This window comes from Pseudomonas sp. ICMP 561 (assembly GCF_002699985.1).
Taxonomy (GTDB): Bacteria; Pseudomonadota; Gammaproteobacteria; order Pseudomonadales; family Pseudomonadaceae; genus Aquipseudomonas; species Aquipseudomonas quasicaspiana.
On sequence record NZ_LKBT01000005.1, the window covers coordinates 59,248 to 72,121 of the forward strand.

The 12,874-nt window shown below is 56.7% G+C and carries 16 protein-coding genes; 6 read left to right on the forward strand and 10 right to left on the reverse strand.

Annotated elements, in window-relative coordinates:
• Positions 1-99: 99 nt before the first annotated feature.
• From AO242_RS05860 to AO242_RS05895, 7 genes are all read right to left on the reverse strand, one after another.
• Positions 100-834, reverse strand: coding sequence for a glycosyltransferase family 2 protein (locus tag AO242_RS05860; protein WP_027901958.1), 735 nt, complete (start codon positions 832-834; stop codon positions 100-102).
• A 197-nt stretch (positions 835-1,031) separates the two neighbouring features.
• Complete coding sequence (locus AO242_RS05870) at positions 1,032-2,717, reverse strand: AMP-binding protein (protein ID WP_373562197.1); 1,686 nt, start codon at positions 2,715-2,717, stop codon at positions 1,032-1,034.
• Positions 2,718-2,736: 19 nt separating this feature from the next.
• The gene (locus tag AO242_RS05875; protein WP_099268029.1) at positions 2,737-3,282 is read right to left on the reverse strand and encodes a hypothetical protein; all 546 of its coding nucleotides are present in this window, start codon (positions 3,280-3,282) and stop codon (positions 2,737-2,739) included.
• A complete protein-coding gene (locus AO242_RS05880) occupies positions 3,279-3,533 on the reverse strand; it encodes an acyl carrier protein (protein WP_027901955.1) in 255 nt (84 codons plus the stop codon). The genes AO242_RS05875 and AO242_RS05880 overlap by 4 nt, the downstream gene beginning before the upstream one ends.
• A gap of 9 nt (positions 3,534-3,542) precedes the next feature.
• Positions 3,543-3,803, reverse strand: coding sequence for a phosphopantetheine-binding protein (locus AO242_RS05885; RefSeq protein WP_027901954.1), 261 nt, complete (start codon positions 3,801-3,803; stop codon positions 3,543-3,545).
• Positions 3,778-4,590, reverse strand: a complete 813-nt coding sequence (locus tag AO242_RS05890; protein ID WP_027901953.1) for a lysophospholipid acyltransferase family protein — start codon at positions 4,588-4,590, stop codon at positions 3,778-3,780. The genes AO242_RS05885 and AO242_RS05890 overlap by 26 nt, the downstream gene beginning before the upstream one ends.
• Entirely contained in the window at positions 4,566-5,288 is a 723-nt protein-coding gene (locus tag AO242_RS05895) for a beta-ketoacyl synthase chain length factor (RefSeq protein ID WP_099268030.1), read from the reverse strand. Before AO242_RS05895 ends, AO242_RS05890 begins: the two co-directional genes overlap by 25 nt.
• 273 nt (positions 5,289-5,561) lie before the next feature.
• On the opposite strand from AO242_RS05895, the gene AO242_RS05900 reads away from it, so the two are divergent.
• Positions 5,562-6,335, forward strand: a complete 774-nt coding sequence (locus tag AO242_RS05900) for a ParA family protein (protein ID WP_099268031.1) — start codon at positions 5,562-5,564, stop codon at positions 6,333-6,335.
• Between the two features lie 127 nt (positions 6,336-6,462).
• Here AO242_RS05900 and AO242_RS05905 read toward each other — a convergent pair whose 3' ends face one another.
• Entirely contained in the window at positions 6,463-6,861 is a 399-nt protein-coding gene (locus tag AO242_RS05905; RefSeq protein ID WP_099268032.1) for a PAAR domain-containing protein, read from the reverse strand.
• Between the two features lie 134 nt (positions 6,862-6,995).
• Positions 6,996-7,430: a thioredoxin TrxC gene (trxC, locus tag AO242_RS05910; RefSeq protein WP_099268033.1), complete on the reverse strand. Its 435-nt coding sequence runs from the start codon at positions 7,428-7,430 to the stop codon at positions 6,996-6,998.
• Positions 7,431-7,549: 119 nt separating this feature from the next.
• Here trxC and AO242_RS05915 point away from each other — a divergent pair, with 119 nt between their 5' ends.
• The 5 genes from AO242_RS05915 to AO242_RS05935 all read left to right on the forward strand — a co-directional run bounded on the left by AO242_RS05915 (position 7,550) and on the right by AO242_RS05935 (position 11,254).
• Entirely contained in the window at positions 7,550-8,245 is a 696-nt protein-coding gene (locus tag AO242_RS05915; protein WP_099268034.1) for an aspartate/glutamate racemase family protein, read from the forward strand.
• An 85-nt stretch (positions 8,246-8,330) separates the two neighbouring features.
• Entirely contained in the window at positions 8,331-8,618 is a 288-nt protein-coding gene (locus AO242_RS05920; protein WP_099268035.1) for a type II toxin-antitoxin system HigB family toxin, read from the forward strand.
• A gap of 2 nt (positions 8,619-8,620) precedes the next feature.
• The gene (locus AO242_RS05925; protein WP_099268036.1) at positions 8,621-9,022 is read left to right on the forward strand and encodes a helix-turn-helix domain-containing protein; all 402 of its coding nucleotides are present in this window, start codon (positions 8,621-8,623) and stop codon (positions 9,020-9,022) included.
• 483 nt (positions 9,023-9,505) lie between these two features.
• A complete protein-coding gene (locus AO242_RS05930; RefSeq protein WP_099268037.1) occupies positions 9,506-10,369 on the forward strand; it encodes a hypothetical protein in 864 nt (287 codons plus the stop codon).
• A 33-nt stretch (positions 10,370-10,402) separates the two neighbouring features.
• On the forward strand, positions 10,403-11,254 hold the full coding sequence (locus AO242_RS05935) for a hypothetical protein (protein WP_141562186.1): 852 nt from the start codon (positions 10,403-10,405) through the stop codon (positions 11,252-11,254).
• On the opposite strand, the gene selO is transcribed toward AO242_RS05935, so the two are convergent.
• On the reverse strand, positions 11,238-12,701 hold the full coding sequence (gene selO, locus AO242_RS05940; RefSeq protein ID WP_099268039.1) for a protein adenylyltransferase SelO: 1,464 nt from the start codon (positions 12,699-12,701) through the stop codon (positions 11,238-11,240). The genes AO242_RS05935 and selO overlap by 17 nt on opposite strands.
• Positions 12,702-12,874 lie beyond the last annotated feature (173 nt).

Below are 12,874 nucleotides of genomic sequence, written 5' to 3' on the forward strand. Positions count from 1 at the left end.
GTTCGCGAAGACAATTTATCGAGCGCCAATCATGCGTCGGATGCACCCCTGCTTTCGCGAACAAGTTCGCTCCTACCGGATTTCCGGCAAACACAGTGATCATGGCAACCACCGCCGCCACAGGATCAACGGAAAACGCCCCAACATGCCGAAGAACAGTTTGGTGTGCATTTTCGAGATCAATGCGTTGTCGTGGAACATGCGGAAGTGCGACAGGCCGTCCTGCGGGTAATGCACCTTGGTTGGCAGCCAGTGCATGGGTTGATTCAACCACGACAGGCGAACCAGGATTTCCGAGTCGAAATCCATGCGTTTGCCGAGCTGCACGGTGTTGATCAGATGAAGCACCGGCGCCAACGGATAAACCCGAAAGCCGCACATTGAGTCTTTGATCTGCAGGGACAGGCTGTTGACCCATACCCAGAAGTGCGTGAGGTAACGGGCATACAAACGGCCTTTGGGCACGCTGGCATCGTATTGCGGATAACCGCAGATCAACGCATTGGGCTGCTGGCGTGATGCCTCAAGGAACAGGTTGATGTCAGACAGATCATGCTGACCGTCTGCATCGACTTGCAGTGCATGGCTGAAGCCCAGACGCTGGGCTTCACGGAAGCCCGCCATGACCGCGCCGCCTTTACCCTGATTGACCGGTAGCGTGACCAGATAAACGTTGTCGCCTTGCGCCAGTTCACGCAGCACCGCAGCGCAGGACGGGCTGCTGGCGTCATCCACCAACACACACGGCAAACCAGCGGCGAGCACCGCCTGAACTACCGCAGGCACCGCCAGTTCATGATCAAACACCGGGATGATGGCGCAGGGGTTATGCATGCTTACTCCCTGTTGGAGCGAGGCTTGCCCGCGAATGCGTTGGGGATTCTGTGGGAGCGAATTCATTCGCGAAGAAGGCCGAACTGAAAAGCATCTTTGCCTGACACACCGCTTTCGCGAATGAATTCGCTCCTACAGAGTTGATGTTTGTCGCGTGACAGTGCAGCGGCATGAAAGCGTCCGTGGCCGCTTTTAAATCAAACATCCCCCACCTCCAGCAATATCCGGCCACTGGAGCACGGCGCGTCGCCGTTGCGGAAGGCAAAGTACAGCTTGCCGCGCTCGGCGTCGAAGCGCAGGGTCAGGCTGATCTGGTCGCCGGGGCGGATCAGTTGCTGAAACTTGAGAACTTCCATACCGGCAAATTTCGGCGGCATATCGAGCAGGCGCTGACCCAGCGCCATGGCCCAGTTCACTTGAACCACACCCGGCAATACCGGAGCTGTTGGGAAGTGCCCGCTGAAGTACGCCAGATCCGGCGGCACGCTCAATTGCAGATGCCACTCGCCATCAATGTTCTGTTGCGCCAGGACTTCCGGTTCTTTTCCGCGAGGAGCCATCAACAGCGCCTGAGCCTCGGCTTGAGGCAGTTTGCCCTGTGCGTTGAGCGGCAGTTGACGCAGCATGCGCCAGCGACGGGGCAGGGCGATGGCTTCGCAATGGCCGCTCAAGTGCTGGCGCAGGGTTTGCGTCAGATTGCGTCGGCCCTGATTGCGCAGGGCGTGTAAGCCTGCCGCGCTGAGCACCACCAATGCGCCCAGCGAGGCACGATTCTCCTGCACCACGCCGAGACGCGCTTCACTGACCCATTCATGGCTGACCAGTGCCTGCTCCAATAGCGGCAGGGAGATGCGCTTCTCTTCGAGTTTGACGATGCGATCCAGCCGGCCAAGCAGTTCAAAACGACCGTCGTCGGCCATGCGCACTGCATCGGCGGTTTGTTCGATGTGACCTGTCGGCATATAGGTCGAGCTGATGCGCAAGGCACCGTCGGCATCCTGGCCCAGTTCCACGCCGGAGAAGGCCTGCCAGAGGTTGTCACCCTGACGCCAGCCGATACCGCCGGTTTCCGAGCTGCCCAGAATTTCAGTCGGCCACTGGCCCAGGCGCTGATGCAGGCTTGCAGATGCCTCTGCAGGCAGTGCGCCGCCAGAGGAAAACACCCGGCGCACCTTGCCCAGACTCGGCCAGTCGAGGTTGTCGCCCATGCGCTTGAGCAATGCGGGGCTGGCCACCCAGGCGAAATGCGGGAATTCGCGACTGGCGCGCTGCAAGTCTTCCGGGAAGGGCAGCTGTTTGCGAACGAAGCAACGACCCGCGCTCAAAGGCCACAGCACGCGAAACAGCAAACCATAGATGTGCTGAGTCGCCACGCTGCCGATGATGCAGGCCGCGCCCAGTTCTGCGCCCCACAGCTGTTCCAGCGCATCGACTTCATTGGCCAGTTGCCGCAAGTGCTTTTCGATCAGCTTGGGTTCCCCGCTGGAGCCGGAAGTACAAAGGCTCAGGCAGCATTCATCCAGATCCAGCAGCGCAGGCGGCAATGGCTCGGCGTGCAGTTCATGCAGCTTGCGATCACCGGGTAAATCAGTCAGCCAGGCATCTACATGACCGGACCAGCGCTCGCGGGTCTGGGCTTGCAGGTCGGCGGGCAGCAATACGCTGATGCCCGCGCGCCAGGCTGCAAATAGCGCAACTGCAAGCTCGCCAGCATCTTCCAGATGCACGGCCAGTCGCTTGATGCCTTGTGCTTGCAGGCCCGCCGCGACGCTCAGTGCCTGCTCGCAGAATTGCTCGTGGCTTAGCGCCGGAGCCTGCGTCAGCTCACGGGCTGACTGCGGGTCCAGCAACAGGCGTTCGGGTTTAATCCAGTCAACAACCATCCGGTTCATGCATTCCATTTCATGCCGCGCCTCTGACTCGGCGGCGGACCAGCCATTCGCCTGCAAACAGCAGGCCCATCAATCCGTATGAAACAAGTCCGGTGTACAACGCCCACCAGGACAGCGGAGCCCAGAGTGTCAAACCCGCTGCGATCAGTCCGTTGGCCAGAAAAAAACAGCACCACACCACCGTGACCTGGCGTGTGTAGCGGATAGCCTTTTCCGACAATTGCGGATTACCCAAACGCGCCATGCGTTCGACGATCGGAGGGCCGTAAACCAGGCTCATGCCAAACAGGCTCAGCATTGAGGCGCTGATCAATACCGGGTACCAACGCAGCAATTCAGCGCTGTCGAGCAGACCCAGCAGCAGGCAGAAGCCAATGGCGATCAGTGCCGTGATCAGTGTGGCGGGCCGCTTGCGCGCGGTCAGCGCGCGTCCCAGCCACAAGACACCCAGCAGCAACGCAAACTGCCAGGGCGCGAAGTGTTCGGTGCCGTAGTAAACCGCGAACGGGTACAGCACGCCCGCCAGCAATAGACCCAGACCGATCAGCCGCTTCATGCTGCGGTGTTGGCTAGACGGTAAACCGCCTCGACGACGTCGTTGACGGTGCGTACCGCCTTGAACTCTTCGGCAGCGATTTTGGTGCCGGTCTTGCGTTTGATGTGGTCGATCAGGTCCACGGCGTCAATGCTGTCAATTTCCAGATCCTGATAAAGATTGGCTTGCAGAGTGACTCGCTCAGGCTCAAGTTCGAACAGCTCTACCAGCGCGTCGCGCAGGATTTCGAAGATGTCTTCACGGGTTTGCATGTCAAATCCTCAGGCCGCTTGTCGTGCGCTGACAAAAGCCGCAAGGCTGTCGACGCTGGTGAAATGGTCACGGGTGTCTTTGGCGTCCGCATCGATCTTGATGCCGTAACGCTTCTGGATCGCCAGCCCCAGTTCCAGGGCATCTACGGAATCAAGACCCAGCCCCTCACCGAAGAGGATCTGGTCGTTGCCAATGTCGTGAGTGCTGATGTCTTCGAGGCCCAGGGCGTCGATGATCAGCTGCTTAATGTCTTGATGTAGAACGCTCATCCAAGGCGAGCTCCCTGATGAAGTAGTGATGCAGGTGGTCGTTGAGCTTGCGCGACGCAACAGGCGCCGGGCCTAGCGCAGCAAAGGCTTGTGGGTCTATATCGGCGCCAACGCGCAAACTGAAGTGCACACGCCGTAAAGGGATGCGATACCAGGGTTCGGCCTTGGTCAGCGTCGTCGGGCTGACCTGAATGACGACCGGAGTGATCACCGAGGCACCACGCAAGGCAATGGCCGCCGCGCCGCGATGAAATTGCGGCGCGCAACCGGGCTGTGTCCGGGTGCCTTCCGGGAATACGATCAGGGTCTGGCCATCGCGCAGGGCGTCAGCGGCGGTGTCGAGCATCTCGGCGCTGCCGTCGTTGCTGATGTAACCGGTGGAACGCACCGGTCCACAGGTAAAGGGGTTTTCCCACAGGCTGTGTTTGACGACGCAGTTGGCGTCGCGCACCAGCCCGATCAGAAACACCACATCAATCAGTGACGGGTGATTGGCGATGATCATCTGGCCTGGGCGACCCAGGCGTTCTGCGCCTTCTATTTCGTAAGTCAGTACGCCGTTTCTCGCCATACGCTGGATGAACACCCAGAACAGGCGGCTAATGGTGCGCCTGGCCCGCTGGCGCTTTTTAGCCTGATCGCCTGGCAAGCAGCGCAGTAGCGGGAAATACAGCAAGCGCAGGCACAGCCCGCCCAACCCGAACAGGGCAAAGCACATCGCGGTAGCGAACAGGCGCCAGTAATAGGCGTCCTGACGCTTTTTCAGTGGTTGCGTTGCCAGTTCCATAACCGGTTCTTCCAGGCGTGTCGGCAAGTGTGTTGTTCAGTGTTGAGCGTTCGCAGCAGATTCAGCGCGTGGGGCCATTCGCTACAAGGCAGTTCCTCTGCGCTGGCCGGCTGCAAGGTCAACTGCCAGTCCGTTCCCGGGGTCAGCAGCAGGCCAACGGCGTACGGGAAGGGCACGTCGTTTATCCAGTCTGCATAGGCGAGGGGCGGCTGTTCTTCGGTCACGATCAGCAGCACCGCAGGGGCACCTTCTGCCAACAGTGCGGCCGCTTCGAACGCGCCATGCTCCAGACCGTCGCCCGCCGCAGCCAGAGCCGTCATTTCGCTGGTTTCACCGCGCATGATCGACCACAAGCCAATGACCGCGTTGTGCACGGACAGGCTGAACTGGGTCGGCGACAAGGGCTGGCTATCAGCGACATCACGCAGAATTTCGAAGGTGCGTGGTGTTTCACCGTGGCGCGAGACAAAGACCAGCGGCAGCCGCTCGTGGCCATCAGCCAGCGGCCAGCCCACGGCAAATGCCATGCGGGCCAGACGACCCAGGCGGCGGCGCTGCATGGCAGGCAGGAACGACACATCAGGAGCCTCATCGCTACGCTGCAAAGGTGTCGGATGCCGACTCCATTGCTGCCAGTCGTCGACGTGAGTCAACCCCGGTGCCCAGGCGCGCCATTGTGCGATGTTGAACGTGATCAATGGATTATCTTCCCGCCCCTGCGGGCTACTGCTTACTGCGATATCGCTGGCGATCTGCCCGGAACTCGCTTGTTTCCGGTCAAACGTCGGGCATTATCCCGATGAGGGTGAACAGTAGCAATTTGTTAAAAACAAATATGTCGAAATTTGACACTTTTCCGGTGGGATTTTGTCGTGTGTGGTTGAAGCGCTCGCCGTTGTAACGTGCATTGCATAGACTCCAGTCACCAACCATTTCCCTGTACTCAATCCAGGCATCACGGAGGTCAACTCATGCGTCGGGTGGTTTTCAATCAGAAGGGTGGCGTTGGCAAGTCCAGCATCGCCTGCAACCTGGCAGCGGTCAGTGCTCATGAAGGGTATCGGACGCTATTGATCGATCTTGATGCGCAGGCCAATTCGACTCAGTACCTTACCGGTCTGACGGGGGATGACATCCCCATGGGCATCGCGGAATTCTTCAAGCAGACCCTGTCGTCCGCGCCTTTTGCGAAGAAAAATCACGTCGATATCTATGAAACACCTTTCGACAACCTGCATGTCGTGACCGCGACCCCGGAATTGGCGGATCTGCAGCCCAAGCTGGAAGCCAAACACAAGATCAACAAGCTCAGAAAGTTGCTGGACGAACTGAGCGAGGACTATGAGCGGATTTACCTGGATACGCCGCCAGCGCTCAATTTTTATGCGGTTTCGGCGCTGATCGCCGCTGATCGAGTGTTGATCCCTTTCGATTGCGACAGCTTCTCGCGTCAGGCGCTGTACGGCCTGATCAAGGAAGTTGAAGAGCTGCGGGAAGATCACAACGAAGACCTGCAAGTAGAAGGGATCATCGTCAACCAGTTCCAGCCACGCGCCAGCCTGCCGCAGCAGATGCTTGACGAGCTTATCGCCGAGGGGTTGCCTGTATTGCCGGTGTATTTGAACGCCTCGGTGAAGATGCGTGAATCGCACGAGGCCAGCAAACCCCTGATCTACCTTGAGCCGCGCCACAAACTGACTCAGCAGTTCGTGGAGCTGCATCATTGGTTGGAGACCAATGCTTAGTTTGATGCATTGGCAGTCATGACTTGTAGGAGCCATCGGAGGTTACGACGGTCGCGAAGCGGAGTGTCAGACAGACCACCATCGCAGCCTTCGGCAGCTCCTACAGAAAGTGTATTGGTCTGAGCGACTACGTTTTGCTTGCTGAGCGAAGGTCGCAGGGCCTTATTCCCTCCTTCACTGCAGCATTCATCTTGTCCACCACCAGCCGCGCCCGTTTGGCCAGGCCCTTGGGGATATCAATGGCTGCATCCATGTCTGCCGCCAGGGTTTGCTGGGTCGCGATCAACTGATGACTGCCAACGTCGCACTCGCACTTGACGTTATGACCGTGCGTTGCAACGGCAATGTATTCATCAATGAACGTCGGGTTGCCCTGAGCGATGTAGCCAACGGTCTCGCAGGCCGGACACCACACCGGGTCGCCCATCCGCGCGAGTCTGCGCAGGTCCATGAGTTGAGTCGCCGATGCACTCAATACAAATCCACCGGTCGTGGTTGGATCGTCTTCCCTGACTACGTATGACATGGATGTACTTCCGTTAAGCGAGTCGGAAGCAAATCCTAGGTCTGAATAACGAAGTCGGGAGCGACAAATCGCTGTTTCGGAAAGGCCCTACGGAAAAATCAGCAAAGCGAACGCACAGGCTTCCCCGGAACGACTCAGATGCCCTGGCTTTTCAACCACGCCAGTAATTGCTGCAACGGGAAAGCACCGCTTTGACGGGCAACTTCCTGACCATTGCGGAACAGAATCAGGCTGGGGATCGACCGAATACCCAACTGTCCTGACAACTGCGGGTTAGCCTCACTGTCCAGCTTGGCCAGTCGACAGCGTCCAGCCAATTCACCGGCCGCCTGTTCGAAGATCGGCGCGAAGGACTTACACGGACCGCACCACTCGGCCCAGACGTCCACCAACAGTGGCAAGTCGCCTTTGATCTGGCTGGCGTAATCACCTTGGGTGAGGTTGAACGGCGCGCGCAGCAACACCTGTTGCTTGCAGCGGCCACATTTGGGCTGGTCGCCCAAGCGCTCATTGGGGATTCGATTAAGCCCGTTGCAATGCGGGCAGGGGATCAGCATCGGTTCTGACATGAGGCCTCCAAAATCTAATGACGTGCAGATTGTACTGCTCGGTTCCCGCCTGGCTGTAACTGGTTTGGGGTGATTAATGCCCCTAGGCTGGGTTCAACGGTTCAGTGACGGAGCAAAGCATGAAAACCCTCGGCGTTATAGGCGGCATGAGCTGGGAATCCACGGCCACTTACTACAAGTTGCTCAACGAAGGTGTTCGTGACGCACTCGGCGGCCTGCATTCCGCGCCGGTTCTCCTGCATTCAGTCGACTTCGCAGGCATTGCTGCGTTGCAAAAAACCGGTGAGTGGCATGTTGCAGGTGAGCAACTGGCACAGGTTGCGCAGGGCTTGCAGCGAGCCGGTGCAGGCGCGCTGTTGCTGGCCACGAACACCATGCACAAAGTCGCACTCACCATTGAGGCTGCGGTAGACATCCCGCTGCTGCACATCGGCGATGCGGTGGGCCAGGCTCTGCAAGCCAGCGGTGTATCCCGTGCCGCACTGCTGGGCACGCGCTTCACCATGCAGGAAGACTTCTACCGCAACCGTCTCGCCGAACGCTTCGGTATCGAAGTCCTGTTGCCTGATGCTCAAAGCATGATCGAGATCGACCGAGTGATCTTCGCCGAATTGTGCCTGGGCCAATTCAATCAACCGGCACGGGACCACTACCTGAATGTGCTTGAGCAGTTTCGCGATCAGGGCGCGGAGGCGGCAATTCTGGGCTGTACCGAAATCGGATTGTTGCTTGAGGGAGTAAAAAGCCCGCTGCCGTTGATCGACAGTACCGAGCAGCATGTGGCGATGGGGTTGCGGTGGTTGCTTGAGCTGTAGGATTGGTCTATTTTTGAGTATCGCAGTTTGCGATATCTGATTTCGTGATTAACATCCTCTCGTGAAATACGACTTGGGATGGCTGATGCGGGTAATCACTGAAAAGCGGATATGGGAAGCGAAGGAGAAATGGCCGCGATCTGCCAGCGCGTTGGACGCATGGTACCGATTGGTTAAAGCATGCCGTCCCACAGACTTTGCAGCCATGAGGGCGATTTTCCCAAGCATCGACAAGGTCGGCCCGCTGCATGTTTTTGATATCGGCGGCAACAAGCTAAGACTGATCGCGTGGGTTAGTTATTCAGCACAGCGGATCTACATTAAGCACGTACTCGATCACTCCGAGTATGACAAAGGTAAGTGGAAGGATTAATCATGAGCGCTCTCATCAAGCAGGCGGCAGAACATTGGCCTTTTGTCTCTCCTCTATTGCGAAGGCCTCAGGACGAAGCCGATTACGATGCGCTGGTGGATTCGCTGGACGAATTGTTAGCCCTTATCGGCGATGATGAGTCACACCCGCTAAACAGTCTTGTGCTTCTGGTTGGCGACTTCATTGAGGCTTATGACCACAAACATCGCCCCATGCCTACGGTTTCAGGCGTTGAGACTCTGCGGTACCTGATGGGTGAGCACGGGTTGAATCAAGGAGATTTGCCTGAAGTCGGAACCCAATCGGTCATTTCTGAAATCTTGAGCGGCAAGCGGCAGCTCAATGTGCGTCAGATACGTTACCTGTCCGAGCGGTTTGGCGTTCCTGCTGATGTGTTTTTTTAAGTGGGGGAACTGCCTCTGACGCTTTTCTGAATGACGAAAACTGTGGAGTGGATAGAGGCTATCCGGCCCCAATAATGATCGCGCTTTACTGACTGTGCTTCGTTTATTCCCTCCCTGTTCTGCGCGTTACATAGTTATAAAAACGCCGTCATATTAGCCCCTGCTGTAGGGTGTTTCTTACAGTAAATAAAGATTCCTCTGAAAATTTGCTTTTTATAAGGCTGCTTTGTCCAGTGGTTACGGGCTATTGCCTGTGATGTAGTCGTTTGGATAGTTGTAAGTTTTTTTGTAAGGCGCTACCGTTTTCTCAAGTTTAAAAACAAAGCAAGTTTGATTTTTATTTAAGGTATTTTAATGAAAAAATTTATGTTCTTGCGCCGTTGGTGTTGGTTTTAATGGTGGCTGTCTGAGTGATCACATGTGTGGTTCTTTCTTTGTGTTGGTTTTTGTTTGGGTTTTATTATTAACCGTTGGAGAGTTTGTATGGTTTCTAATGTTAATCTGTCTTCTTCCCCAATAGCTACAAGCTCCACTATCAAGAGCGGGTACTCTAATACCACCGGCATTGATAAGCCCGTCCAGGACATCTCAAGTAAAACGGATACCGCCAGCGTCTCTACGCTCTCTCGCCAACTCGGTGAAAGTGCTGTACGTGCTGAAGCCCGCGAGAAGAGCATGACGCGTGAGCAATTGGGAGAATTTGCGAAAAAAACGGTAGATCATATTTTGGGTGAGTCGTACGTTGTCAACAAAGCCCGGCACGACGCAGAAGTGCCGAAGACCGACGATCCCGTGCTGATTGAGCGAGCCAGGTTGGCGACGATCTACGTCAATAAATCTGTGGCCCAGGACCCTACTGCGAAAAACCCATTTGCGGACCTAACCCTTGAGCAGGCGGTTCTTATTGCGTACGACGACAAAGGCTCGTACACGGTCAATGAAAGACAGGCCGCCTGGTCGCGCAGTTCGAGTCTGGAGCAACAATGGCGAGCAGGATCAATAGCCCGTGCAGGACAGGAATATAGCAACTGCGGCAAGAATCCCAAGTTCATGACCGAATGCCTCGAACATTACAAAGCCCTGCCCGCCATTGAGCGCGCTCGCTACGATAAAGGTTATGAAAGTCGGCTTGAAACCAGCATCACGGAACACGGCGGTTCGCGCAAGTCCAGTGAGCGAACGTTGAACTTATACGAAATCCTCGCGGGTATTCAGTTGCCAGAAAAGAAAAAAGAGCAGCCGGTACCGGCTAAGAATAAACCCGAAGCTGTAAAGAATATTGTCGAAGCCGTACAGCCAGCTGTGACGGCTCTTAAGCCGCTTCCTGCCGCAAACAAAGTTAACTGATCTTCATCGCTTAGTCAGCTTAGAGGTCAATCCATGATTAACGCTGTCTCCAGCGCAAGTGCCGCAGTCGGCAAAACTTCGCAGATTAATAACGTTTCCTCGACGGCTGTGCAGAAAACAACCTCCGTCGCTTCTGATACAACGAGAACTCAGCCAACGTTATCCATACTCTCTCGCCAACTGGCAGAAAGCGCTGCCCGCGCAGAGACTCGGGATAAAAGCATGGATCGTCATCAACTAGGAATTGAGAGCATCCGAATCCGGACAGGTTTGGTTGAATACGGTTGGCGATCAGATGAAACTGGCTATGTTACCGAGTATCCCGATACGACTGACCCGGAATTACTGGAAAGAGCTCGGCAAGCCACAGAATATGCAGGTCGTTATATGTTAGGTAACCTCCAGGCGAAAAACCCTTTTGCTAGTCTTTCCAGGGATCAGTTGAATCTGATCATCTACGATGAATACGGCCCCTACACGCTGCACGAAAGAAATGCGGCTCGTAGTGCTGTGAACAGTATTGAAGACAAATGGAACAAATCACTCTGGGGGCCGGAGCGACAGGAGTCTGCCGCTAACAATGGCCGAACGCCCAAATTCTATGCTGAGATACTGTCCCACTACAGGACCCTGCCACTCATCGAGCAAGTTCAATACCCTGATAACTACGAAACGCGACTCGCGCGTCTGGTGACTGAGCAAAGTGGCCCAGCCCCTGCCAAGGAAAAGGAGTTCCGCGTTCTGACCCTGTTTGAGGTCATGGCCAAGTACAAATACGCCTTTGGCAAGGGCAACAAAGCTACGACGCAAGGCGTGTCGCCCTTGGTGGGCGTTGACACGCCAGCGTCAGCTCAACCACAGCCTGCAATCAAGACGAACAACTGATCTCCAGATGCTTCCCCCAATCAGGTGGACGCTGGGCGTAGCCAGCCATGCCCGGCTGCTCGTTGAACGGATCACTGAGCACTTTATGCAGGCGGCGTACTTCTTCGTAGTCGCCGTTCTCGGCGGCGTCGATGGCTTGTTGTGCCAGATAGTTGCGCAGTATGTAGAGCGGGTTGACCGCGTGCATACGCGTCTGGCGTTGCTGGTCGGTGCCGTTGTCCTCGCGACTGATCCGCGCCAGATAGCGTTCGGCCCAGTTGTCGAAGCCTTTGATGTCGACGAAGTCGTCACGCAGTAACTGCAATGCCTGTGCGGCGGGGTCGTTACCGAGGCGGCGGAAGAACAGTGTGTAATCGATGCCGCTGTTCTGCATCAGTTTGAGTAATCCGCTGATCAGTTCTCCGTCGTCGTTTTCGGCGCTGGTCAAGCCCAGACGACGGCGCATCAGGTCCTGATAGTGGGCCTCATAGAGCGGCAGAAACAGCCCTATGGTCTCGCGCAAGGCGTCGACGCTGATGAATGGCGTCAATGCCTGAGCCAACGCGCTGAGGTTCCATTGGGCAATGGGTACCTGATTGCTGAAGGCATAGCGGCCTTCATGATCGGAGTGGTTGCAGATGAAGTTCTGGTCGAAGTCATCAAGAAACGCGAACGGCCCGAAATCGAAAGTGATGCCCAGAATCGACATGTTGTCGGTGTTCATCACCCCGTGGCAGAAGCCGTAGGCTTGCCATTTGGCGATCAGCTCGGCGTTGCGCTCGACAATCTCCTTGAACATTGCCAGGTACGGCTCGGTCTGTTCCAGACATTGCGGGAAGTGCATCGCCAGCACGTGTTCGCCCAGTTCCTTTAGCTGCTCAGGTTGCTTGGTGTAGTAGAAGTATTCGAAGCTGCCAAAGCGCACATGACTTTGTGCCAGACGCAGCACCATCGCGGCGCGTTCCTGTTTCTCGCGCCATACCGGCGTGCTGGAGCCGATGACGCAACCTGCGCGACTGCTCGGAATACCCAACGCGTACAGTGCTTCAGAGGCCAGAAACTCGCGGATCGATGAGCGCAACACCGCGCGCCCGTCGCCCATTCGGGAGTAGGGCGTCTGCCCGGCGCCTTTGAGATGCAGGTCCCAGTGTTCGCCAGCCGCGTTATACACCTCGCCCAGCAGCAATCCTCGACCGTCGCCCAAGCGCGGGTTGTAGGAGCCGAATTGATGACCTGAATAGACCATCGCCCGTGGATCGGCATCGGCCCAGAGTTTGTGCCCGCTGAAGATTTCAGCGAACAACGGCAGTTCGGCCTGGGCGGGATCAAGGTCAAGCAGTGCCAGTGCGGCATCGCTGGCGACTACCAGCCGGGGCTCGGCAATGGGTTCAGGCAGAACCGAAGTGGAGAACGCATCGCCCAGGCGAGCAAAACGATTGTCGAAGGTGAGTTCGTCGAGGGCTTTCACAGGCCTTCTCCAGCAGAATGTCCGAGCATTCTGCTGGGTTGGTCCGGATGCGTCCAGCGCTCCCAGGTTTGTTGGAGCGAGGCTTGCCCGCGAAGAACGATAATGCGATTTGTCTGGCCTACCGAGGCGCCAGGTTCGCGGGCAAGCCTCGCTCCAACGGGTCGGTATTTGCT